A 24,251-nucleotide genomic window follows, 5' to 3' on the forward strand; every position below is an offset into this window, starting at 1 on the left:
AGAAGGCCGATGACAAGGAACACTGGTTTGTAGCTCCCAACAGAAGGTTTTGTAGAAGATAAGTTATTCATCGCCTTCGTCCCTTAGTTGTTGAATTTCTTTAATCAAATGCAAAATGAATTGAATAAACATCAGGCAAACGGTAAATAGAATGATGCCTTTAAGCAGGGCTGGGAATGGTGGATTCCAAGCGGAGCCCGAGGTTTCTAATCTCAATCCACCCCAAGGAGCAAACCAAGAGTTAGCCACAGTTTGCCACGCTGCATAAATCAATAACCCGCTAAACAGTAACCCTGCTAGATGGTGAAAGACATTCAGGTAACGCTTTGTCTTTTGTGATACCGCATCGTAAACGAGAACGACTCTTACATGTTTGTCGGTTGCGAGAGCGTAGGCGCCGCCGATCACAAACAGTGCTCCACCAATAAAGGAGGCGGTTTCGTGCACCCACATGGTTGGTGAGTTAAACAAATAGCGGCTTGCTACTTCGTAAAATGAAATGATGACGGTGGCAACAAACAATAAACTAAACAGCTCACTGATTTTGGTTATTGCTTTGTCGAGAATATTCTGGGGCATTTCAGCCGCTAGATTTGTGTCTGATTCTTTCATATGTCTAATTCCAAATGAAATAGGGAGGAGTAAACCTCCCTTTTTTTAACAACTTATAGAAGACCCGAGTCTTTTAGGTAAGTCGTAATAGAATCGTAAACTTTTTTCGCATTAGGAGAGAGTTCAGCATATTTTTCCCACTCGCCCATCGCAATCAGACGGAACTTCTTACGCTCTTCTTCCGACCAGTCGTGGATGGTAATGTTAGGGTTCGCTTCCGCTTCTTTCACGGCTTTCTGGTCTGCGATACGCAGTTGAGTCGTAATATCTTCAGCAAAGTCACGAACCGATACCGTCATGATCTCTTGAAGATCGGCTGGTAGCTTGTCCCACTTTTTCTGACTCATTGAGATATCAATCGTTGGCAGTGAGTGGAAGCCAGGTTGAACTGGGTGAGTTGCGATATCGTTCATGCCCGCTTGATGGTTAGTAGAGAAAACGGTGTAGTCAGCAGCATCAATAACGCCTTTACTCAAACCCGTAAAGACCTCTGAACCTGGTAGGTTTACTGGGGTCGCACCTGCAGCCGCAAATACTTGTTGAACCAGACCCTCCGGAGCACGAAGCTTAAGACCTTTTAGATCATCAACGCCATTTAGTGGCACTTTAGATACAAATGACTCTACGCCTGTTGTTGAACCGCCAATGTATTTCACGCCGTACGGTGCGTAGAGCTCAGTCATTAACTCATAACCACCACCGTAGTTGATGTATTGAAGTAATTGGCGAGTGTCTGACCATGCACCAACCATATTACCGATCAGACCAAACGCTGGATCTTGGCCAGTAAAGTAACCTGTTGCGGTAATGTGACCATCGATAACGCCCATTTTGATAGCGCCTAAGGTTTCTGTGTGTTTAACCACGGCACCAACAGGCAGTAGGTCGATTTCAATACGACCACCAGACATTTGCTCTACGCGTTCCGTCCACTCTTTTTGAACCTGAAAGTTCTTGTCACCAGATGGATCACTGGATTGAAACTTAAAGTTAAAGTCAGCAGCGAATGCTGAAGTGGATAGCAACGCTAGTGAGATAGCTGAGGTTAGGGATTTTTGTATGATGTTCATTCATTCGTCCTTTAATTTATTATCGGATCTACTTGTATTCCTACTACGCCCGAATGTTACCGGGAACATTTTGTAAGTTACCGGTAACATCGGTTGAAATCTACGAGTTTGATCACGTTCTTTAACATCTTTAATTAGTTTCTAACATGAATGAGATGTCTGTTTATGAATGAGGGTTTATATATTTTTGATGGAATTCTTCGTGCTGAGATAGACTTTGCTATTTGTTTCAGTTATATCTCGTAATTCTGTTCGATGTCATTTGGTAAAAGGGTTGTTCGTCATGTTGGAGATGTTTGGCGTAATTAATATATGGACGTATTTGGTCGGTCTGACCATGATCATTCTTGCTCCGGGTCCAAACTCTCTCTATGTGTTGAAATCGAGCTCATCGCTGGGTGTTAAGGCGGGTTATAAAGCAGCTTCGGGTGTGCTTATTGGTGACGCGGTTTTAATTTTGCTCTCTTACCTAGGTGTTGCTTCGTTAATTCAAACTTCTCCCGTCCTGTTCACGATTATTCGCTACTTGGGTGCCGCGTACTTGCTGTATTTAGGGGTGAAAATCATTCATCAGTTAATGAGTAAAAGTGATGATGGTGAATCAGACGTCGCTCGCCCTAAGAAACGCGAAAATGTGTTTGCTAAGTCGCTGACGTTAAGTCTGACCAATCCAAAAGCAATCCTGTTTTACGTCTCTTTCTTTATCCAGTTTATCGATTATACGTACGAACATACGTGGATTTCATACTTGATCCTGGCGTTTATCTTAGAAGTTTTTAGCATCATTTATTTGAGTACGCTGATCTTTCTGGGTTCATCATTAACTCAATTATTCAAAGATAATAAAGTGTTAGCAAAGTTAGGCAACGGGTTACTAGGCATGTTCTTTATGGGTTTTGCAGCAAGGCTAGCAAGCTTAAGTTAAACCGGTCCAAGGCTGGTGGACTTTGTACAAGGTTTTCTGAAGGCGAGACCTTTATCCTCTCAGACCGTTCCTGTGTCAGCATTGTATCGTCTACTAAGAAACTTAATTGATATTCAATTGATCCGTATCAAAATGCTTGCGTATATTAGCGGTTGCTTATGAAATCTACTCTACAGTTAATTTGGTGGTGTTAAAAACTTAATTAAGTCAGACAGTCTTTTTTCTCTTAAGCAATGTATTGCGATGGGAGCGTATCCATACGCTAAGGAGCAGATGATGAAAGACTACACACCAATTAAAAGCATAAGCATGAATGTACTTATGTTTGTGAGTATGGCGCTCGCGCTACTATTATTCTTGTCGCTTCCTTTCGCTCTGTCCGCTGATGATAGCTCAGATCGTCCTTCTTGGGCTGGGAATCAAGGTAGAGATGGAAAGCCAGGCAGAGGTAATAATGATCCGGGCGTGAGTAAAGGCGACCTTTACGGTGACTTGCTTATTATTGTCCGCAATGACAATGGTGAGCCAGTGAAATATACCTGGGACTGGGATGAATTGGACGCAACGTTATACATACCTCAACAAGATGATAATGGTTGCTTCCAGCCAATCGCAAATGAACAGGCTACCGATGTACTCACCGGGGAGCCGCTACCTATACTTCCTGAAGAGTTTCAAACAGAAGATGGATTAACACTGATTCCACTTAATAGTGATTGTGAGATTGTCGAAAGCTTAGTGGGTTATGAGGACTACGTTTTTGCAAGTTACGCTGAAGAAGTGGACTTCGGTCGCTTGAGTGTTGCGAGATCACCCGTTGATGTGATCGACTCATCCTACAATGAAGCGATGTCTAATATTAACAATGCGATTAGTGTGAGAACTGACCCGGCAGGACGAATTGAGGTGGAGGTTACGGAGGATGTATTCAAAACCATCGATTCGCCACTGGAAAACTTGGCACTCTATAAAGCACTGATGCTAAATGGTCATCTTCCTGGTCTTACTTTGTCAGATGAGCAGTTAGGTGGTCTTAGACATTTGGCCGGTGACGGTGTTGAAACATTGAGTTCGGAAGACTTGGATACGGCCGCAGCGCTTTTAGCAGGGGCTGGAGATAAGTTTGGATCTATCACTCTCGATCTAGTTATTAATATCAACACCACTTTAGGTATTAATGACAACGGGTATTTCAATTTTATGGGGTATAGCTATTACCGTGATGTTATGTATTCCGGAATTGAAGTGGGGCTAGTTCTTCCAGGCGTAGAGCCGGATATTAATGCCCCAGTGGTGATTTCAACTTTGTCATATCAGGTGGTTCCTCTTCTTGATATAGCAGGAAACCCTCAGGTCTTTACGGTTGACCAAGTAAATACGAATTATGCACGTGGCTTTACACAAGCGGCAGATGATTCGTTAAGAGTGATCAACTATATCCATAATTGGGCGCTTCCTGACTTACCTGAAGGCCTTGTATGGGAGTAGAGAATAGCTTGTATTTGTCGCTGCAATAACAGTGAAGTGGGGGAGATTACAACTCCTCCACTTTTTTGCTATCCCAACAACCCGAACAACCGAATTGGTTTTATGTTTGTCAGCACTATGGGGTAATGAGTTACACAGATATTAACGTTTAGAACGGCCTCGAGACGAGCGCTCTTTATGTGCTGAAGCGGCTTTAGCTTGTGATTTCAAGATTGACTCAACCGTAAGTTCCATTGGCTCTTTAGGTTTAAGTCCGTTTGGAAACGTACGGGCGCGTGGAGGCAGTTCGAACTCTTCACTCGATGCTCTCGGCATGCGCTTAAATCGGTACAAATAAAAGTTCTCTAACTTCTCTCTTGCCCAATCTGTCTTCTTTAAATACTTCACACTACTTGCGACTGAGGGATTGGTATGAAAACAATTAAATCGCATTGCTGCATCTAAGATATCCCATCCATAAAAGTCCGCTAGTTCAGCGATCATCGTCTCTAGTTTAAGACCATGGAGAGGGTTGTTTTTTTGAAGTTCAATTCTTTCTTCATCAGTCATGATCTGTACCTCAGGGGCTCGTGTTTAAATATAGGCATAATACCAATTCCCACAATAATCTGACCATTTACTCATCAAGATTGGGATTTTGTATGGGTATGACATGTAATAGCTTAAAAGCGTGAAAGATGCTCGCTATAAGGCAAAATCAATAGAAGAAAGGGGATCAGATAAAGAGAATTGAGGAGTTTAAAAGGGGGGGAGGTATTTATAAAATTAGAGATAAGTGACGCAAGCCGTAGTCTCCTACAGCCTGCGCCTACTTAAAATCTTATGCTACTTCAACGTTAGCAGCTTGAAGACCTTTTTGGCCTTGCTCTACTTCGAAAGTCACTTTTTGACCTTCAGCAAGAGTTTTGAAACCGTCAGAAACGATTGCACGGAAGTGAACGAATACGTCTGCGCCGCCGTTGTCTTGAGTTAGGAAACCAAAACCTTTAGTTTCGTTGAACCATTTTACAGAACCAGTTGTTTTATTAGACATGATATGTCCCTTATATAAATTGAAAAAATTAATTATTTGAATGCGCTAGTAGCTTGAATTATTTAATGTATCTTTGAAGCTAAGGGAAACACTGAGGATAACAACTTGGTTTTCTAAGGGTTTTACTTTTACTACGTGATGTCTCATTTAATAACTCTGAACAACAGAGCGGCGCCATTATTGTCTTTTAGTGATCACATGTAAAGGATTATTTGTATTTATTTTTTTGGGATCTACACGTCTCTGAATGTTAAAAGCCGCGAACTTACACGTTCGGCAATGGTAGCTCAATATTTAAGCGATGTTGAGTGAGGTTACGACACAGTATCGAAGCATTCACTGTAGCTTGAGCAGGTATCACAACTTGGCGAGCGACATACATAGTCGCCGCCGTTTTCACATAACTGACGGTATAAAAACCGTTTCCAGCGCATGTTGTTAACATTTTTAGCAGATAAGTTGGGGAAATAGTCAGAAAATAATTGTGTCAGTAGAGCCCGTTCGGGTAGCCCTAGGTCATCCCAGAGGTGTTGGCTTCCCATACAACCACTTGATATAACGATGGCCATTTCTTCTGCAAACGGGTGTGAGTTATCCAAGTTCTGAGATAACAATTGACGTAGTTGATCGTATTCTTCGGTTCGTAATGCCATTAACTCGCTACGTAACCTGGCTTGTTTGGTTTCGAGATTGGCTAAACTTACCTCAAGGCCAAAAAATTCAATAAGTTGAATAAAGTGGCTTTTCTTCAATCCGAGGTAAAGTGGCAGCGCAGATCGCCCACTCAGATAAGAGTGGACGATCGGTCGCCAGTACTGTTTGCATTTTTCAGCGTTCACTATACTGAGCTCCTATCATGTTGCGGGCTCAAGCTGCCTAAAGGGTTTAGGGGGCGACTGGTGTGGTCAACAATCGCCTCTTCGATAGGGCAAATACTGGCGCATTGTGGCTCCTGCCAAAAAGAAGAGCACTCATTACACCGCTTAGTATGAATCGCAAATGGTTTGTCTGCTCTGTCGCTTTTATATATCGCCTGATTAGGACACACGGTCATACAGGCATGACAGCCGACACATTTATTGTTGATTGAAAAGCTCATGTTTTGTCTCCGCTTGCTGAGTGTCACGACAGTATTGTTTGGCGATTGCTTCTAAGCTGCTGCTTACTGGTTGGAAGGCAAAGTCCACGTTGGGAATCACTCCACGTTTCTCTAATTCACGCCACGGTGAGATTCCGATTCTCGCGCTGAGAACCACTTGGCAATCTGCGATAGTGTCGAACAAGGCTTCTTTTTCAGACTCTTCACCACATTCACTTTGGCCTGTGCAGTATTGAGCAACGTTACGTGATTCCTCAAAAAGGAATTGCTGTGATTGTTGGTCATATTGGTAGATCTCAAAGCGTTTGGCATGGCCAAAATGCAATCCGATGTGGGTCTCTCCATGGCTGGCAACCGCGACTTTATATACCGATGGTTTAGAAGACGAGCCACATGTTGAGGCCTTGTCATCACTAAGCATTCCAACAGCGTCTGCTCGGCACTGTTTACAATGGGTCATTTGCGGCATATGCACACCGCATTCTTCGCGGACGCGTTGCAGTTCATCTTCGGTTGGCCCCCGCTGACCACTCAACCCAAAATAGGTACCATGACTTGGATCGGAAATCAGGGGCATGATGTTATGTAACGTCGCGCCCAGAGATTTCACTTTCTCTGATACTTGAGCAATGTGATGGTCGTTGATGCCCGGGATAAGTACCGTGTTCACTTTCACCAGCATGCCAGCCTTTGCTGCTAACTCTAATCCGAGCAATTGACGCTCGATAAGTGTTTGTGCCGCGATTTTGCCCTTAAGTCTTTTTCGGTTGTAAAAAATCCAAGGGTAGATTTTTTCTCCGATATCAGCATCAATACAATTAATCGTAATGGTGAGGTGATTAACGCCCAATACCGCCAGCGTCATAACATGTTCAGCAAGCGCAAGTCCGTTGGTTGAGATACAAAGCTGTACGTTTGGGTCGGCTTTATGAATATCGCGAAGCGTTTTAAATGTGGCTTGCGGGTTTGCGAGCGCATCACCAGGGCCTGCGATTCCAACTACCGTCAAGTTAGGCGCTCGCTTTTTAATGGTTGAAAACTGTTTGAGTGCCGCAGCACTATCCATAACGTGTGACACGACTCCCGGGCGAGACTCATTACTGCAGTCATATTTCCGGTTACAGTAGTTGCACTGTATGTTGCATGCTGGTGCTACAGGTAAATGCATACGCGCGTATTGATGAGCCTGTTTTGAATAGCACGGATGTTTTGCTATTTTATCCTGCGTTTGTTTATTGAAAAAGTGATGAAGATTATCTTGTGCACAATCGTCACTTTTTACACTTGATGAAGGACTTTCCATGTCTGCCCCTTATGATTAAATGCCTTTAATAAGCTTCATTGCAATCATTGTTCCTTAACTAAAGTATTGTTTTACATAAGCTAAGGATTCTGACTAGTAACAATTGTCCGTTTACCGACAATATCTGGCTTTCAAAAATTGTCAGATTTGTTTCATCTCGATATTTAGTATTTGAATTCGGTAAGCAATTTGACGCGGCGTCATATTGAGCAGCCTTGCTGCTTTGGCTTTTACCCAACCAGATCGTTCAAGTGCATCGATTACCAGTTCTCTCTCGTCAGCCGGTTTGCTTTTCTCCCGATGTATAAGCTGACTTTCTGTTGCGCGAAGTGGTGCAGAGGCAGAAAGTGGGGGTGTGTAAGCGGATTGGACCGGCGGTGAAAAGCTGGGTTCAGACTGGTTGATTTTGATTAAGCTGGCATCAATGACACCGGACTCGCACAATACCGAAGCGCGTTCTAAGGTATTTTCTAGTTCACGCACATTACCCGGCCAACTGTGATTCATCATCACTCGTATCGCATCATCACTGATGGTGAGGTTACGGCCTTGTTGCTTACTGAGCTTTTTGCGCATGAACTCAGCCAGCTCTGGAATGTCTTGAATACGATCGCGAAGAGGAGGTAAGTGCATTGGCATAACATTGAGGCGGTAATAAAGGTCTTCACGGAAGTTACCTTGCGTCACTTCCTCTTCCAGGTGACGGTTAGTCGCGGCGATAATACGCACGTTTACCGAAATAGTTGTTGTTCCCCCGACTCGTTCAAACTCTTTCTCCTGCAATACTCGTAACAACTTTGCTTGAAACGCTGCACTGGTTTCGCCAATTTCATCCAGGAAAATAGTGCCATTGTGTGCCATTTCAAATCGCCCTTTACGCTGCTTGACCGCACCTGTAAATGCGCCTTTTTCGTGGCCGAACAGCTCAGATTCGAGCAAGTTATCAGGCAGCGCTGCACAGTTGAGTTTGATGAACGGACGATCAGCACGAGGAGAGTTATAGTGAATCGCGTTGGCTATAAGCTCTTTACCCGTCCCCGATTCACCGCGAACCAACACCGTTGAATCCCAGCGAGACACCAGACGAATTTGATCGAAAATCTGTCTCATGGTCTTGGTGTGCCCCACTAAGTTGTGAAAACTGTAGTTGTTGCGAACTTTACGGCGTAATCCGTCACGCTCATCAACAAGTTCTTTTTCGGTTCGCTCAACGTTCTGAGACAGTTGAATATTCTTGGCGATTAAGTTGCCAATCATATCGAGGAATTTCGACAACAACGTAAGGTGCTCGTCGCTGACATTAGGTGGTTGGGCTGAAAGTGCGCCAAGAACTTTACTATTACTGTCTTTGATTGGGACACAGATGAAAGGCTTGTCATAGTCATAAAGTGCCAATTTGTCCGCAAAACGCATATCGCTACCTAGATTACGAATTACCATAGAGCTCCCTTGGCTGAGGACCTCTCCGACAATACCTTCACCGGTTTTATAGTAAACGTTCTTTTGGTCTCGGCTACTATCGCTAAGTGGGCTATGTACAGACTTAACCAATAAAATGTTCTTTTGGTGGTCAAGAATAGTGAGCATGCCACACTGTAAACGACACTCATCGTGCAGAATTTTAAGTATTTTGTCGCATGACTCAACGTAATTTAAGCTAGCGTTTAGAACACTAGATATTCGATACATTGCCGCCAATAACTGACGCTCTAAATCTAAAAGAGAATGATCTTCTATCATAATGACTTACCGCTATTAATTGGAAATGTTAAGCAGACTTTGGCGCCGTTTAGCTGGCGGCTGTCTGAGATCGTTACGGTGGCTGAATGTTCATTGAGCACCTGTTGCACGATAGAAAGCCCAATGCCTCGACAGCCAGACTGGTGCTTTGGTTTGGTGCTATAAAATGGTTGGAATACGGTCAGACGAAGATCTTCTTTCACCCCTAAGCCATTGTCTTCGATATCAACCACTATCTCTCCGTTTTTCTCATAAGATTGAATGAACAGCGTCCGATCTGACGGCTTAGCATATTTGATAGCATCTAACGCGTTATCGATGAGCTGTTTTATGGCAAGAATAAGTCGATGAGGCGTGCCATTGATTGAGGAAAGCTTTGGCGATAGATCAAGTTCTAAGTTGATCGATAGCCTCATCAATTCATCATTACTGATGCTGCATGAGTCACGAATCACTTCATTGAGATTCACTGGTTGCCGCGCTTCTCTTTCTCGTTCTGGGATGGCGAGCATGATTTCTTGCATGGCTGCATTTGCATTCGCCATTGCGTCATCCATCGCGATTAAACCGGGGCAGGAGGCATTAGTACGTTTGAGAATATTTACAGCAGAATCAATGACATTGAACGGTCCCTGTAATTGATGCAGTGTTCCCATTAATGCTTCTTGCATGGCGTGGACGTATTTATTGTCCCTCGCCATAAGCTTGGTAGCATTAATGCGTCGTTCCTCGACCAAGAGCTTCTCTTTGGTACGCTCAGTGATAGAGATAACGCTATAGTCATCATCACTGTCTGGAAGAAAATAATGTTCAATGTTGATGGTTGAAACCGGGATTTTCGCCAATGTAAATTCAAACCATCGTTCGCATGTGCCGTCTTCATTTCGAACAGAGATATTTTGCGTACGGTTTTTATGTTCGCCGATGAACTCAACCACACTAGTCTGTTGATAGTCTCTCTGAATGCTTTGCAGCAATAAGTCGATAGGGCTGTGGTGAATGCTGTTTTGTATCCGTTGATACTTTTTGTTGCTGACTAGCAGCTTGTTGGAGGCATCAATCAGTGCAATGGCTGTCGAAGAACCATTCAACACCGCTTGAAAGAGTGTGAACTGATTTTTTTGCTCAGTGATACGTTGGTGTCGCTCTGTAATATCGCGATGGATGGCATAATATCGTGTCTCGCCACTTTTCTCTTTTAGCCGAGAAATCGAAATTTCGGCAATATACGGCTCACCATTTTTCTTTCTGTTGACCAACTGACCTTGCCAATGGTCACCGTTGGTAATGGCTAGCCACATATTTTGATATACGCGTTGAGGTGTTGCCTTATACGAAAGCAGTGACGAGTTTTTACCAATCAGTTCGCGTGAACTATAGCCAGTGATCTGATTAAAGGTCTTATTGACGAAAAGTATGTTGCCCTTTTTGTCGGTAATACTGATGGCGACAGGAGCATGCGCAACGATCTGCTCGAACGCTTGCATGTCAAACACCGTTGAATTGCTATCGGGTAGCAGGCTATCAAGTTGTTCCATACGTCTTTCCTTATACGTTTGGCGATATAAGACCGTCGATGCATTTCCTATTCCAAACACTTAAGCCAGGTATGACGGGCTCGCTTAAATGAAGGTTTGTTTGATTTCGGACAATTATTCATGCGAACAAGCGAACTTTGTTGGGTTTGTGACACAGCTATTTTGGTAAAGAAAAGCGCTTAGCCTGCGCGCTAGCACTGTATTGACGGGGTTGTTTGATTCATTCCAGTGCAAAAACGCTCCGTGGCATACGCTATGCACCACCTTCGAGAAAGGAAGCTAGTGGAGTGCTGTTATGTCTGAAGGATTGATCATTTTTCTGAGTGCGACATTCGTAAACAATGTCGTTTTAGCCAAATTTCTGGGCTTGTGTCCGTTCATGGGAGTGTCGAGCAAAATTACCAGTGCGGTGGGAATGGGGATCGCGACGATTTTCGTGCTTACCTTAGCGACGGTATCAAGCTGGATTATTGAGTTTGCGATTTTGAAGCCGTTGCATCTGGAGTTTATGAGGATCATATCCTTCATATTGGTCATCGCTGCTGTCGTTCAGTTTACCGAGTTATACGTTAAAAAATCATTTCCCGAGCTGTACCAGTCTCTGGGCGTATTTCTGCCTCTCATCACCACCAACTGTGCCGTTTTTGGGGTCGCATTGCTGGCTGTTCAAGACAATTTGTCATTTCTCAACACCCTGATGTTCAGCTTTGGCTCTGCTCTGGGCTTCTTTTTCGTCATCACTATTTTTGCTGGTTTACGCAGCCAACTTATGTTGAGTCAGGTGCCAGCCGCATTTAAAGGATCTCCGATAGCATTCATCACGGCGGGATTTTTGTCGATGGCCTTCATGGGCTTTTCGGGAATGGCATAGAGGAGATTAAGTCATGTTACTTACGACGCTTATATTTTTTGTCACCCTCGGAGCATTGCTTGGGCTTGCGCTTGGGTACGCTGCAAAAATGTTCCATGTGGAAGGCGACCCGAGGATAGACAAAGTTGAAGCATTACTGCCGGGTGGCCAATGCGGTCAGTGTGGAGAGGCTGGTTGCCGCCAGGCCGCCGAAAAAATGGTCACTGGTGAACTAAGCCCGGCTTGTTGTCCACCTGGCGGAGTGCTACTTGCTCAAAACGTTGCACAACTGCTCGGTGTTTCAATTGATACAAGTGATCAAGACACAGAGCTGGTGGCAAGGGTTGATGAAACGCAGTGTAACGGGTGCAACCGCTGCTACAAAGCCTGTCCTTTTGATGCAATTGTCGGTGCGCCGAAACAGTTACACACGGTACTAAAAGACGTGTGTACCGGTTGTCAGTTATGTGAAAAAGCCTGTACACGAGGTTGCTTGACCATGTCCGAAGTGACGCCGTCGGTGTCGACATGGTATTGGCCAAAGCCTTCATTGTCGGTTTAGGAGTGAATCATGTCCAGTTTAAGCAGTGTTAGTTTGTGGAATAAACCATTTAGTGGCGGTATTCATCCCAAAGCCTATAAAGAGTTAACGTCAGATCAACGCATTGATCGCCATTTCTGGCCTCGGAATATCTACTTACCTTTGCAGACGCGTTCCGGAGCAAAGTTAAGAGTATTGGTTGGTCCTGGTGAGTCAGTGCACAGAGGGCAGTTGGTTGCTGTTGGACTTACGGACTTCGTTGCACCTTTGCATTCATCTGTGAATGGTGTGGTGACGGCGATTGTTCCGCATATCACAACTCACCCGGCGAAAGTGAAGTGTGACACGGTAGTGATTCGCGCGAATGACGATAAGCAATGGGGGGTATCTTCGCCGGGTGAAGATATCCATAACTTAGATGCCGACACCATTATTGATCGCGTGGCGGAAGCGGGCATAGTCGGGCTAGGTGGCGCTGGTTTCCCAGCCGCGGTCAAGTTGCGATTTTCAAGAAGCGCCAACGTAGACACCATCATCATTAATGGAGGTGAATGCGAACCGTATCTGACCAGTGATGATTTAACAATGCAAACCTACCCGGAAGAAATTATTTCTGGGATACAGATGATGCTGATTGCAAGCGGTGCGCAAAGGGCCATTATCGGCGTGGAAGATAACAAACCGGATGCCTTAAGTGCGCTCCATTTTGCCGCGAGTGAAGTCGACACCATTGACGTGCGTAAGGTGCCGAGTATTTATCCGATGGGATCTGAGAAGCACTTAATAAAAACGCTTACTGGAAAAGATGTTCCACCAGGAGGGCGTGCCACTCAGGTCGGTATTTTAGTTAACAATATTTCCACGGTTAGGGCGGTGTACCATGCGGTTCGATTCCGTCGTCCTTTGGTTTCGCGGATTGTCACGGTCAGTGGTAAGGGGATCGCGGAACCTAAAAATGTCGAGGTACCAATTGGAACCCCGGTGAACGAAGTAATCAACTATTGCGGCGGGGTCAGTGACTCGACGGAACGATTACTTCTGGGCGGACCTATGATGGGGCAGGTTATTCCCTCAATGCAGGTGCCTGTTGATAAAACGGTTGGCGGAATACTGGCGTTAACCGAAGACGAAGTGTTTATTGAAACCAAACATCAAGAGTGTATTCGCTGTGGTCAATGTGTTCGTGCTTGTCCAATGGGTTTGATGCCTTTTCAAATGGCCGCGTACACCCGCGTTTCCGATTTCAAACGTGCCGAGGAACTGGGTGTGAATCATTGCTTGTCTTGTGGCGCATGTGGGTATGTTTGTCCCTCTTCGATTCCTTTAGTTCAGTACTTTATGCACGCAAAGGGTGTGATTGCATCGCATACCTTTATGGAGCAAAGAGCGGCTCAGACCAAAGTGCTCAATGAATCCAGAAAACAACGTCTCGCCCATGAGGCCGCTGAGAAGAAAGCCAAAGCCGCGAAAAAAGTCACGCGACCAACCCGCAATGCTCGACCTGAGCGAGCGGAAAAAACGACACGTCCAGAGAGACCGGCTCGCCCATCTCGTCCAGCGAGAGTATCTCGTCAAGATAAAGCCGCTGAGAAGGAGCAACAGTTATGATCAAATATGACTCAATAATTGGCCCATTTGCTCACAACGGGAGCTCATCTACACGAATCATGTATCTCGTTATCTTAACGTTATTACCGGCTTGTGTATTTGCTGGCTTTCAGTTTGGTCGCAACAGTTTGGCACTGATAGTCGTGTGTTGTTTAACCAGCATCATGAGCGAATGTTTATGTTTGTTGGCAATGAAAAAGAAACCTAGTGCGTGTTTTGATGGTTCAGCGATTCTGACCGGGCTGCTACTCGCCTTGAGTTTACCGCCTTCGTTCCCAATCAGCTTAGCGGTTTTGGGCAGTATGTTCGCCATTATTTTGGGTAAGCAAATCTATGGCGGGCTGGGGCAGAACTTATTCAATCCAGCCATGCTCGCGCGCGTCATGCTACTGATCTGTTTTCCGGTTCAAATGACCCAATGGGCGGCTCCAACGCCGATAGATTTTAGCAACAACTTAGTCACCGTACCGGATGGATGGCTGAGCTTTGACGGCGTGACGGCGGCGACGGCTCTCAGTATTGAAAGAACCTTGCCAGTTGAGTTTAATCAGCAGTTTTTTGGGCAGCATTCTGGGAGTCTTGGTGAGACCAGTGCTTTCCTTATCTTGTGTGGCGGTGGTTATCTGATTTGGCGACGCATTATTCACTGGGCGATACCTGTGACCTTCATGCTTGGTCTGGCACTACCTGCTTTAGTCAGTCATTTGATCAACGCTGAAGCCTACCTGGCGCCGTGGATTCACCTCACCAGCGGGGCTGCCATGTTGGGTGCATTTTATATCGCGACAGATCTTGTTACCTCTCCAACCAGTATTCGCGGACAGCTTATCTATGGGCTGGGATGTGGGCTGCTTGTTTGGTTGATCCGAACCTTTGGTAGCTACCCCGAAGGCGTGGCTTTTGCGGTACTGATTATGAATGCGGTTAGCCCTTTAATTGATTACTACCTGCGCCCACAAGTGTTTGGTTCTAGCCGAGTGACGGAGAAATAATCATGGAAGTCAGATTACAGCCATTTAAAGAGCGCATTTCGTATCAAATCATATTGCTTTCCAGTGCATGTGCGCTCGCCGCATTACTTTTGTTTGTTACGAATTGGGCGACAAAGCCAATCATCTCTCAGCGTATCTTAGAAGATCAGAACGCGCTATTGAGGGAGGTGCTGGCGGGACAACCTTATTCTAATGATGTGTTTTCGAACCGCCAGCTAATCGAATTTGAAGGTAAGTCATTCGAACTGTATCGAGTGGAAGATGAAAATCAGCAACTGATTAACTGGGTGATCCGGGGTGAGCAGGAGGGATACAGTGGCACGATCCGCTTTCTTATCGGCTTAAAAATCAGTGGGGAGATTATCGGCGTTCGAATCATCAGTCACAGTGAAACGCCGGGACTGGGTGACAAGATCGAAGCGGAAAAAAGCAGTTGGATACTCAGTTTTGCCAAGCGCACTTTAGAGAATACAGGTGTGTGGGCGGTGATAAAGGACGGGGGTGATTTTGACCAATTTAGCGGCGCAACAATTACACCCAGAGCCGTAGTAAAAGGCGTGCATCAGGCGTTGTTAGCGCTTGAATCTTACCAAGGAGCGAACAATGAGTGAATCAAACCAGTACAAAAGCATTATGTCACAAGGTTTATGGGGCAATAACATTGTACTCAAGCAGTCCCTTGCGCTTTGTCCTTTACTCGCCGTAACCAGCAGTGCGACGAACGGCCTTGGACTTGGCCTGGCTACTATGGTCGTGATGGTTGCGGCAAATACGCTTAACTCGATGGCGAAAGGTGTCATCAGCAAAACCGTACGTATTCCGGTGAATGTTATCATCATCGCCACACTGGTCACGCTGACCGATGCATTGCTGAACGCCTACCTCCATTCTCTGCACAAAGTTCTCGGTCTATTTATACCGTTGATTGTTACAAACTGCGCCATCCTCGGGCGTGTCGAATCGTTTGCCAGTAGAAGCGCAGTCATGCCCTCTATAGTGGATGGTCTGTTTATGGGGTTAGGCTTCACTTGGGTACTGACTATGCTCGGCGCGATACGAGAAATTCTTGGCAGTGGAACCCTGTTTAGCAATGCGCATCTACTTTTGGGCGAACGTTTTGCGTTTCTGGAAATGGTCATTATTGATGATTACCAAGGGGTGTTGTTGGTTATTTTGCCGCCGGGAGGCTTTCTGGTTTTGGGCTTGGTTCTGGCGTTAAAACAGAAATACGAATCCATGGTGGCAAACCCAACGCCAGCGTTAGCACATAGCACTAGGGGGTAACTATGAAAGTAAGTGTGGTCTACGCCTTACCGGATGAACAGGTATGGTTGTCGGTCGATGTTGACCATAGCGCAACCGTACTTAGCGCTATTCAGGTTTCGAATATTTTAGATATGTTTCCCGCTATCGATCTCGACAAACAAAAAGTGGGTATTTTTGGCAAATCCACAAAGTTGGATAGTGAGCTAAAAGAAGGTGACCGTGTGGAAATATACCGCCCGTTAATTTGGCAGCCTGACGACGAAGATGAGGATGATGACGATTAATTGTCACCTTTGCGACATTAGGTCAGACATTGTTTGAAAGGAAGTTTTTAACTTATTGAAAATATTTAACTAAATGTGTGGTAGATATTTTGCAGGATATACCTGCCATGACAAAAATTTAAGCAAGGAGCTAATTATGAGCAAAGTGGGAATTTTCTTTGGTACTGATATGGGCAGCACTCGCAAAATGGCCAAATTGATCCAAAAACAACTTGGTGACGAGGTTGCGGATAAACCGAAAAACATTAATCGCGTCGACGCCGATGAATTTGTCAGTTATGACTATCTGATTCTCGGTACGCCAACGTTAGGAGAGGGACAACTTCCAGGACTATCAGCAGATTGCCAAGAAGAGAGCTGGGAAGAGTTTCTACCCAACTTCTCGGACATGGATCTATCGGGAAAAAAAGTTGCGCTATATGGATTGGGCGATCAGGTTGGTTACAGCAACGAATTTGTGGATGCACTTGGTGAGCTATATGATCATGTCGCCAACTGCGGTGCAGAGATGGTTGGGTTTTGGCCCACAGAAGGGTACGAGTTTACGGCCTCTAATGCGGTTGACGGCGATGACTTTGTCGGGTTAGTGATCGACAAAGATAATCAATCAAGTCTGACTGAGCAGCGTATTGCAGGTTGGGTTGAGCAGATTAAAGCTGAAATGGAGCTATGAATAAAAATAAAGCTATTAACCCAATATCAGTAATTAACTGATAGCTTGTGGTTTTTTGTTATTTTGCCGAACTTAACTGTCATAGGCACAACGCCATTCTTGTCGTGAGAGTGGCTTTTTTTATGCAATTTTGTTCTATAGAGCGTATCGGTTTTGGATAATGTGATTAAAGCTAGATTGTCATGATGACGTTACTGACAGTAAATCAATTGCTTTGTTGGGGATGGTGAACAAAAGGATTTAAAACTTAAGCAAGAACGCTTGGAGCGGGCAGCGGGAATCGAACCCGCATCATCAGCTTGGAAGGCTGAGGTAATAGCCATTATACGATGCCCGCGCATCGAAAGGACTCATCTAATATGCCACATTAATTCGAAAAGAAAAGTCTTTTCTCTTCAATTGTTTGTCGATTGCGTAAAAATCACTCAAGATGATGCTAAGGTACTCAATTCGAGTGCTGGTGGGTAATTCTCTTGAGAAAATCAGCACCCAATTGGCTACGACTTTGTGAAACAAGACCTCAGATATTGAACACTTGGCGTTCTTAGTTAAGACTCAATAATGTCTATCTAATTATTTTAAAGTGCGTGATTCAGTAAAAGAGAGATGGCTTACGAATTTGGAAATGTACTGAGTTGGACATCTTGTCGTAGCATAATGATTCATTTTTGTTTTCAGCCGTACAAATGACAACAAAGAAGGCGACGCTGATACTGTCGATAAATCAGAGGAGAATATCTATGTGGAAAGGGTTCTTGTTAGGCGCATTGGGGCTGTTTATGGTCGCATGCACTACGGTAACAACGGATGTCGACAAACAGGCTGACTTTTCATCGTATAGAACGTTCGATTTTGGAGATCAGAATGGTGCGCCCGCAAGCATCGATGCGAGGCGTATTGAACAAAGTATTGCCTCTCAATTAGGAACTAATGGACTGTCACAAGTTTCGAGTGATGGTGATATCTATGTCCATCATGACATTGTTGAGAACACAGAGTTTGTTTCTTCTGGGTCGAACATCAGTTTTGGTTACGGATGGAATCGATTTGGCGTGATTACTTCCAGTCCAGAGCGATATAGAGAGCGTAAATACGGTAATTTGGTTATCGAATTAGTTGATATGAAGGCAAACCAAGTTGTTTGGAAAGGGATATCTAGCCGTAAATTAACGACGTCAATGGACAGTGAGAAAAGGGAAGAGCTAATTGCAGAAGAAATTGCGAAGATGTTTGAACACTTTCCTTACGGCGCTAAGTAGCGAGATTTAAATGTTCATATCGAAAAAGGCGCAGAGAATGCGCCTTTTTGTTTTGGGACGATAACTTCAATTAGTACCCGATGCTATAGAGCTGCTCGCCTAGGTCACGACACTTGCTCTGATACACTTTTAACACATCTGTTGTGTTTTTGTTTGCTGCTTTAAACTCCAGTTCTGCAGAAGAAAGCGTGCTAAAACTAAAATGTCTTACGGACATTAAATAGTTTCTAAAAGAGGCTCTATGCTCTGGTACGGCATTCTGTACGTTCGAAACATTGGCGCATTCCAAAAGGGCTTCGTTGCTCATTTGTTCAAGATTTACGTCGGCGTAAACGACATTAGAGAATGCAGTGAGTAATAAAGTTAAGATAGTTGGAATTGCGAACCTGGTCATAATTTGGGCCTCGAATGGATTCAGGTAAATATAAATGTACCCATGTCACTTGTTGACACGTTTTCTTGATTTCTCTGTTTTTCTTTCGTCAAGTATTCACGGCCATGTTTAAACACATAAAGTAAATTTGCTTCCCTTGTTCCGAGGAGATGATAAAGCGAGCGTTGGTTTTTAAGTTTACCGTAGCTATCTCTAGGTAATGGGGTTGTCACCCAAGCGAGAGAAAGCAATGGAGGCGATAAAAAAGCGATGAGCAACTGATAGTCGGGTTCGAAGCGTAAACTTTGTACATCATCATGCAGAGAAGTACGACGGCATGAAACCAGAGCCAATATGTCTCGTTTATGATGCTGTGAGTACTTATGGGCAACCGAAGGCGAATTATTTTCTAAAGGCCATTGGGGGAAAGCAAAGTCTGGCGTTAAAAGTGATTGTTGAGCCCACTTTGATAAATGATCGGACGTATTGTTCGTTTGGTGATTGTTATATTCATGCGCATAGGCAGACGGCATAAAATCTGGGATCAGAGACAGAGCTATTAGCCAAAACGTACAAATTAGATAACGCAAAAATTAACCCTAATACATCAAAGATTTGTTGCCGATTTTACATACTTATTCATCACCGGCGAGCATCTTGTCTCGGGGCTTTGATGATTAATCAGTATCTGAATGATTTCGTATAGTAACGATAGGAAAGATAGATGAACAGGCTTTTCTCACTGCTTAAGCGGAATTTTAAACTTGAATTGTTTCAAAATACAATCACAGCGACGACTAGTCAGAACAATGGATTAGTATCGATACAATCTTAAGGGAGGACGTTGAAGGAATGGCGTCAGTATTGAAACAGGGAAGAGTGTACTGACTAGAAAGATAAAAGGGAGCTACTGCTCCCTTTCGTTTATTATGCGCTTGCGTAGATGACACTGCCGCCTTTAATTGTGTCGATGATTTCTCGAGACAGATTCTCTGGCAGAGCCGGACAACCCCAGCTGCGTCCTAAATACCCGTTCTTTTTAATAAAAGAAGGATTCGCATATTTAGCACCGTGTACGACGATGTAGCGTTCACGAGCCTTGTCGTTCAGTCCAGAAGTCAGGCCATCTAAACGAAGGGAATAGCCATTGGATCCGTAATAGGTGGTATCAGTTAAAAACGTACCCAAAGAAGTTTTACGTGAATTCACGATATTGGAAAACTTCGTCGCGGTCTTCTTTCCACTATTTACACCATGAGAAACATACGTGTTGTAGATCAGCTGCTTCTTGTTTAAATCAACGACATAAAATCGCTTATCCGTTGAAGGTTTGCTGTAGTCGATGATTGTAAGTAATGGCTTCTTTCGCTTTTTGGTTTTCTTGTAAGCTAAATAGGCATCGTTAAATAGCTTAAAGTCGATAACGCCTTCTAGTTTAGCGTCTTTATATGTTTTTCTAACTTGTTGTTGAGAAATCTGATTCTCTACTTGAGCTTTGCCGTCCGAATCTTTGGCGAAAGCAAAAGGAGAAACAGAGAAAAACGTCCATATCAACAATAAAAATGATTTTTTCATTTTGATCAAATAAAACTCTAGGTGTTACAAATTTGCCGAATGCTTCATGCGTTCAGTAATACTACATGCACATCAATTATATTCTTTCCCAATATTAAGCGTTATACATTAAGCACTTACTCATTGGGATGTTATTAATGTTTAGCTTTTAATGCTAACTTTTTGATATTAAAAAGTTTTTCTTTCATCAAGATAAACTTCAGATTTAATAATAACTTAAATTGCTAACTAATAAAATGGTGAGTAGTGACGTTTATGAAATTCTTCAGATTAAAAACAATGTATAATTATTGCGCATTTTAAAAAATCCCTGAAATTTCAATGCGTTTATTTTTAATAATCTAACGCTAATAAAAATCTCACTCTGTGATCCGAGTCGTAACAAAACATGAGTTTAATCTTGAATGCAAACACTTGCACAGTATAGATTGGAATAAATGATGACAGGTATGAGGTTCAAATGAGAGTGCATGAATGTGTTTCCTTTATATTAGTAAAAGACTCTAAAGTATTGTTGGAAACACGAGCCAAAGACAAAGAAACTGATCCTGGAACTATTGCTATTCCAGGCGGGCATATGGACCCAGGTGAGGACCAGAAGCAGACATTATTTAGAGAACTCAAAGAAGAGCTGAATGTGACACCTCAATCATATGTATATCTATGTTCTCTTTATCATCCCACAATTGAATTACAGCTAATACATTACTATATCGTTAGTGAGTGGGAAGGTAATTTAGAATGTTATGAAGCGGAATCTGTTGATTGGTATACGCCGAATAATCCTCCTGTAGGAACAGAGGTTGATACTATTGCGTTGAAAGAGTTTAGACGACTAAAAGATACATTAAGTTCAATGTAAAATTAAATAAATTAGATTTAGTTAAATGTTTATTTTCAAATAAACTCATGGGAAGTGAGTTATATCAGAAACGTTTGTATTCAAAATTTAGTTTTGAATACAAACGTTGTGAAATATCAAACTGTCGCTTTTTATCTTGTGCTACTTTCCATCTAGACTTTTATGAGCTAATTCTCTTGTGCAGTTTTTCTGTCGGAAGGTAACTTCAGTTAGGGGATTAGTAATATTCGTCAATACATTGATATTTGCTAGTAGGAAGATAAAGTGATTAATAAATGTGGACAGTGTCGGCAATTTACGAGAGAAAAGGCAAACAATAAAGATATATGCGGTGCCTGGGGGCAGCCAACTATAGCGACAAGGTTTGCCTGTGAATTTTTTATGCCCACCATTTCGTCAAAAAACCGCGTTACTAAAGCCCTAGATACGAAACAGAGCTAATTCTACAGTGTCTTATTTGGCTAGTTTGGAAAGCCCGCCAGCAAAGGCCTGAGTATGATTCTGTCGATTGAAGATCATGTGGTTGGATGATTCCAACCATATTTCCAATTCCTCGATACTCATTGGCTTACCAAAAAGATAGCCTTGCATAAAATCGCATTGGTATTCAGATAGCCATTGGCGCATCACGTCATGCTCAATTCCCTCGGCGGTGACGGTTTTATTCTGGGCGTGGCACAAGTCTATAATCGGCTTGATTACATGCCCATTATTGGTTCTCATCAGTGTGAGTAGAAACTCGCGGTCAAACTTAATTTTTTGCACCGGGAACTGAACAAGCTGGGTCAGGGATGTATACCCTGACCCAAAGTCATCAATTGCCAGTCGATAGCCAAGGTTAGAAAGCTCGTCTAATAGTGCGGTCCCTCGTTGGTCAGAGGCAAAAGTCTCCGTGATTTCGAGTTCAATAAACTTAGGATCAACGTCGTACTTAGTTGTATATGTGTGGATGTACTCCGCCATTTCTAAGGAGTTGAGCTCTGCAGAGGATAGGTTGATTGACAAAATAATGTCTTTATCAAATATTTCTCTCAATTGATGGTATTGGGCCGCTGCAGTAGAGAACACCCAACGGTCGACCTTATCGAATAGACCCGTTTGCTCAGCAATAGGGATAAACTCAGCAGGAGGTATTGGCCCGATACCTTCCGCATCCCAACGCAGTAGTACTTCTAAGCCTTCAATTTCATTGTCGTAACGGCTTAAGTAGGGTTGAAAAACTAATCGGAATTCTTTTTCTACATCGGTTTTTCTTAACGCTCGTTCAATTTGGCTTCGTCTTTGTGCTTCTATATTCAAGTCGGCAGAGTAATAGGCGTATTGGTTTTTACCCGCGCGCTTAGCTTGGTACATTGCGGCATCGGCATTAGAAAGAAGTTTTGTAATGTCTGCCCCGTCCTCTGGGAAACGTGCCACGCCAACACTGGCGGTGACAGGGAAGGTATTTGGCCAAGAGTGGCTCAGTGTATTGATAGGTTTTAGCAGTTCTGTCGCGAGTAAATCGGGGAGATTTTCTACGTATTCGTTAGAGCTAAGTAGAATGGCGAACTCGTCTCCGGAAAGGCGCGCACCAAAACAAGGGCTGTTATATTGATGAGAGAACTTTTGACACACATTCTTGATATGGGTTGAAAACACTTTTAATAACGAATCCCCCAACTCATGGCCATATTTGTCATTTACATATTTGAAGTTATCCAGATCAACATAAATGACCCATAAATAATCAGAAGGAGAGGCGAGCTCTTGAGTAACCAGTTGATTGAATCGATGACGGTTAGCAAGTTGCGTTAATTGGTCTGTTTCTGCGAGACGTTTCGTTTTCTTGTAGATGATACTTAGCTCTTCATACATATCGAAGAAGCGTGATGAAAGCCTGCCTATCTCGTCGTTAGTCTCTAACTTCTCAATGTTATCTCGCTTATTTGCTTCGAGCTCCTTAAGTTGCCTGTCGAGTCGAGAAACAGGACGTAATACATTTCGATATAGAACCAGGACGATCAATGTAATGGTACAAAACGCGGCAATCCCAAATGAAAGTGCCAGCTCGAGCCACACTTTGTCGACTTTATTCCACATCAGATATTCTGCTGGAGAGAGGATGGCAAAAAAATGCGGCAGCAGTTCTATCGTTTGAGCAAGAGGAATGTCGAGATAAATCGGCTTATCAGAAAAGGTAATGACGCTATGGGTGTCAAACTCGATATCGTGTTTAATATCACTAAAGGCTTCCAGAGAGACGGTCACAATAACAAAAAATGCATTGCTGGGATCGAAACTTAACGGGTGTTCTCCCGTGCGTTTATCGATCAAATCGTATTGAAGTAGGATACTTTGGCCACTGGAATTATAAATAAAACCTGTACGGCTATAATCGCCGTGTTTTGCAAAGTTGTCTGAAATGTACTCCGTTACTTTAGGATCAATCGACCCGGAAGATTCAAAAAATTGATTTTCTGTGTAGTAGAGGAGTTTTTGTTTACCATTGAGGATAGCCATGTTGGTATCACCATGATAGCCATGGCTTAATACATCCGCTGTTTCATCCAAGCGATTAAACAAAACTCGCTCACGGTAAGGGTTATCGTGATTAATTAAATAATCTTGTAGAACGTCACTTTTACCCAAAGTATAAGCGTAGCTATGAAGGAAAACATTCGCTTGTCGGAATTGCCCCGCAAGTTTCTCCATTTGCAATTGAATATAGCTATCTTCTCGCTTGATGAGTGTGACTTTTTGAATGCTATAGATTATGTAACTCGATACCACCGCACTTAACAAGATCACTGGCGTTACAAGCAAAATTACCCTGCTGCTTAATTTCATTCTTTTTCTTCAGTTCCGTTTGTGTCCTTACAAACGTTGCATACCGATTCGGTAGTTAACGGATGACGTAAGTTCTCAAAGTGTAACTAGATTTTGAGTTTACTGAGCTTGAAAATCTGTCAGCTCTCTGAGAATTGTGAAGCTGCATATCCTTTTCATTGGCCTAATTGGGTTGTTTCTCAGTAATTAGACGTGTTTGTTGCCAACAATTGACTCTTTTAAAGATATGCAATTAAGTGAAATTGCTCTGATATCGAAACGTTTCGATATCAGAGTTGTGATGAAAGTTGTCTTTTTATGTATGTTGAAGCTTCAATTGCAGATCATTCTCACA

Annotated in this window: 25 protein-coding genes and 1 tRNA gene; 12 read left to right on the plus strand and 14 right to left on the minus strand. The window is 43.4% G+C overall.

Annotated features, from left to right (window positions below):
* Nucleotides 1-63: 63 nt before the first annotated feature.
* Together VEJY3_RS18935 and VEJY3_RS18940 are read right to left on the minus strand one after the other, a co-directional pair.
* Nucleotides 64-612, minus strand: a complete 549-nt coding sequence (locus VEJY3_RS18935; protein WP_014234027.1) for a TRAP transporter small permease subunit — start codon at nt 610-612, stop codon at nt 64-66.
* 53 nt (nt 613-665) lie between these two features.
* Nucleotides 666-1,682, minus strand: coding sequence for a TRAP transporter substrate-binding protein (locus tag VEJY3_RS18940; protein WP_014234028.1), 1,017 nt, complete (start codon nt 1,680-1,682; stop codon nt 666-668).
* A 283-nt stretch (nt 1,683-1,965) separates the two neighbouring features.
* Here VEJY3_RS18940 and leuE point away from each other — a divergent pair, with 283 nt between their 5' ends.
* Both leuE and VEJY3_RS18950 read left to right on the plus strand, forming a co-directional pair.
* Nucleotides 1,966-2,607 (plus strand): leucine efflux protein LeuE, encoded by a 642-nt coding sequence (gene leuE, locus VEJY3_RS18945; RefSeq protein WP_014234029.1) that lies wholly within the window; start codon nt 1,966-1,968, stop codon nt 2,605-2,607.
* Between the two features lie 243 nt (nt 2,608-2,850).
* Nucleotides 2,851-4,095 (plus strand): hypothetical protein, encoded by a 1,245-nt coding sequence (locus VEJY3_RS18950; RefSeq protein ID WP_237708197.1) that lies wholly within the window; start codon nt 2,851-2,853, stop codon nt 4,093-4,095.
* Between the two features lie 141 nt (nt 4,096-4,236).
* Here VEJY3_RS18950 and VEJY3_RS18955 read toward each other — a convergent pair whose 3' ends face one another.
* The 7 genes from VEJY3_RS18955 to nifL all read right to left on the minus strand — a co-directional run bounded on the left by VEJY3_RS18955 (nt 4,237) and on the right by nifL (nt 10,808).
* Complete coding sequence (locus tag VEJY3_RS18955) at nt 4,237-4,644, minus strand: VF530 family DNA-binding protein (RefSeq protein WP_014234031.1); 408 nt, start codon at nt 4,642-4,644, stop codon at nt 4,237-4,239.
* Between the two features lie 271 nt (nt 4,645-4,915).
* Nucleotides 4,916-5,128, minus strand: a complete 213-nt coding sequence (locus VEJY3_RS18960) for a cold-shock protein (RefSeq protein ID WP_014234032.1) — start codon at nt 5,126-5,128, stop codon at nt 4,916-4,918.
* Nucleotides 5,129-5,442: 314 nt separating this feature from the next.
* Entirely contained in the window at nt 5,443-5,967 is a 525-nt protein-coding gene (locus VEJY3_RS18965) for a nitrogen fixation protein NifQ (RefSeq protein ID WP_014234033.1), read from the minus strand.
* Entirely contained in the window at nt 5,967-6,227 is a 261-nt protein-coding gene (locus VEJY3_RS26210) for a 4Fe-4S dicluster domain-containing protein (RefSeq protein ID WP_014234034.1), read from the minus strand. The genes VEJY3_RS18965 and VEJY3_RS26210 overlap by 1 nt, the downstream gene beginning before the upstream one ends.
* Nucleotides 6,205-7,530, minus strand: a complete 1,326-nt coding sequence (nifB, locus tag VEJY3_RS18970; RefSeq protein ID WP_237708198.1) for a nitrogenase cofactor biosynthesis protein NifB — start codon at nt 7,528-7,530, stop codon at nt 6,205-6,207. Before nifB ends, VEJY3_RS26210 begins: the two co-directional genes overlap by 23 nt.
* A gap of 141 nt (nt 7,531-7,671) precedes the next feature.
* Nucleotides 7,672-9,270, minus strand: a complete 1,599-nt coding sequence (gene nifA, locus VEJY3_RS18975; RefSeq protein WP_014234036.1) for a nif-specific transcriptional activator NifA — start codon at nt 9,268-9,270, stop codon at nt 7,672-7,674.
* Nucleotides 9,267-10,808 carry a nitrogen fixation negative regulator NifL gene (nifL, locus tag VEJY3_RS18980; RefSeq protein WP_014234037.1) on the minus strand — a complete coding sequence of 514 codons (1,542 nt, stop codon included), beginning with the start codon at nt 10,806-10,808 and terminating at the stop codon, nt 9,267-9,269. The genes nifA and nifL overlap by 4 nt, the downstream gene beginning before the upstream one ends.
* Nucleotides 10,809-11,103: 295 nt before the next feature.
* Here nifL and rsxA point away from each other — a divergent pair, with 295 nt between their 5' ends.
* From rsxA to VEJY3_RS19020, 8 genes are all read left to right on the plus strand, one after another.
* Nucleotides 11,104-11,679, plus strand: a complete 576-nt coding sequence (rsxA, locus tag VEJY3_RS18985; protein ID WP_014234038.1) for an electron transport complex subunit RsxA — start codon at nt 11,104-11,106, stop codon at nt 11,677-11,679.
* Between the two features lie 13 nt (nt 11,680-11,692).
* On the plus strand, nt 11,693-12,220 hold the full coding sequence (locus VEJY3_RS18990; RefSeq protein ID WP_014234039.1) for an RnfABCDGE type electron transport complex subunit B: 528 nt from the start codon (nt 11,693-11,695) through the stop codon (nt 12,218-12,220).
* Between the two features lie 9 nt (nt 12,221-12,229).
* Nucleotides 12,230-13,807: an electron transport complex subunit RsxC gene (gene rsxC, locus VEJY3_RS18995; protein ID WP_014234040.1), complete on the plus strand. Its 1,578-nt coding sequence runs from the start codon at nt 12,230-12,232 to the stop codon at nt 13,805-13,807.
* Entirely contained in the window at nt 13,804-14,799 is a 996-nt protein-coding gene (locus VEJY3_RS19000; RefSeq protein WP_014234041.1) for an RnfABCDGE type electron transport complex subunit D, read from the plus strand. Before rsxC ends, VEJY3_RS19000 begins: the two co-directional genes overlap by 4 nt.
* A 2-nt stretch (nt 14,800-14,801) precedes the next feature.
* The gene (locus VEJY3_RS19005) at nt 14,802-15,410 is read left to right on the plus strand and encodes an RnfABCDGE type electron transport complex subunit G (RefSeq protein ID WP_014234042.1); all 609 of its coding nucleotides are present in this window, start codon (nt 14,802-14,804) and stop codon (nt 15,408-15,410) included.
* Entirely contained in the window at nt 15,403-16,083 is a 681-nt protein-coding gene (locus VEJY3_RS19010) for an electron transport complex subunit E (protein ID WP_014234043.1), read from the plus strand. The genes VEJY3_RS19005 and VEJY3_RS19010 overlap by 8 nt, the downstream gene beginning before the upstream one ends.
* Before the next feature lie 2 nt (nt 16,084-16,085).
* Nucleotides 16,086-16,349: an RnfH family protein gene (locus VEJY3_RS19015; protein WP_014234044.1), complete on the plus strand. Its 264-nt coding sequence runs from the start codon at nt 16,086-16,088 to the stop codon at nt 16,347-16,349.
* 136 nt (nt 16,350-16,485) lie between these two features.
* The gene (locus tag VEJY3_RS19020) at nt 16,486-17,022 is read left to right on the plus strand and encodes a flavodoxin (RefSeq protein ID WP_014234045.1); all 537 of its coding nucleotides are present in this window, start codon (nt 16,486-16,488) and stop codon (nt 17,020-17,022) included.
* A gap of 262 nt (nt 17,023-17,284) precedes the next feature.
* On the opposite strand, the gene VEJY3_RS19025 is transcribed toward VEJY3_RS19020, so the two are convergent.
* A tRNA-Gly gene (locus VEJY3_RS19025) sits at nt 17,285-17,359 on the minus strand.
* A 403-nt stretch (nt 17,360-17,762) separates the two neighbouring features.
* Between VEJY3_RS19025 and VEJY3_RS19030 the strand changes: the two genes are divergently transcribed.
* Nucleotides 17,763-18,281, plus strand: coding sequence for a DUF4136 domain-containing protein (locus tag VEJY3_RS19030; protein WP_014234046.1), 519 nt, complete (start codon nt 17,763-17,765; stop codon nt 18,279-18,281).
* Between the two features lie 70 nt (nt 18,282-18,351).
* On the opposite strand, the gene VEJY3_RS19035 is transcribed toward VEJY3_RS19030, so the two are convergent.
* The 3 genes from VEJY3_RS19035 to VEJY3_RS19040 form a co-directional block, all read right to left on the minus strand.
* The gene (locus VEJY3_RS19035) at nt 18,352-18,675 is read right to left on the minus strand and encodes a hypothetical protein (RefSeq protein ID WP_014234047.1); all 324 of its coding nucleotides are present in this window, start codon (nt 18,673-18,675) and stop codon (nt 18,352-18,354) included.
* 20 nt (nt 18,676-18,695) lie between these two features.
* Nucleotides 18,696-19,244 carry a hypothetical protein gene (locus VEJY3_RS25040; RefSeq protein WP_237708199.1) on the minus strand — a complete coding sequence of 183 codons (549 nt, stop codon included), beginning with the start codon at nt 19,242-19,244 and terminating at the stop codon, nt 18,696-18,698.
* A gap of 337 nt (nt 19,245-19,581) precedes the next feature.
* Nucleotides 19,582-20,229, minus strand: a complete 648-nt coding sequence (locus VEJY3_RS19040) for a murein L,D-transpeptidase catalytic domain family protein (RefSeq protein WP_014234049.1) — start codon at nt 20,227-20,229, stop codon at nt 19,582-19,584.
* 460 nt (nt 20,230-20,689) lie between these two features.
* On the opposite strand from VEJY3_RS19040, the gene VEJY3_RS19045 reads away from it, so the two are divergent.
* Nucleotides 20,690-21,091 (plus strand): NUDIX hydrolase, encoded by a 402-nt coding sequence (locus VEJY3_RS19045; protein ID WP_014234050.1) that lies wholly within the window; start codon nt 20,690-20,692, stop codon nt 21,089-21,091.
* Between the two features lie 453 nt (nt 21,092-21,544).
* Here VEJY3_RS19045 and VEJY3_RS19050 read toward each other — a convergent pair whose 3' ends face one another.
* A complete protein-coding gene (locus VEJY3_RS19050; RefSeq protein ID WP_014234051.1) occupies nt 21,545-23,917 on the minus strand; it encodes an EAL domain-containing protein in 2,373 nt (790 codons plus the stop codon).
* Nucleotides 23,918-24,251 lie beyond the last annotated feature (334 nt).

It is taken from the genome of Vibrio sp. EJY3, assembly GCF_000241385.1.
Classification (GTDB): Bacteria; Pseudomonadota; Gammaproteobacteria; order Enterobacterales; family Vibrionaceae; genus Vibrio; species Vibrio natriegens.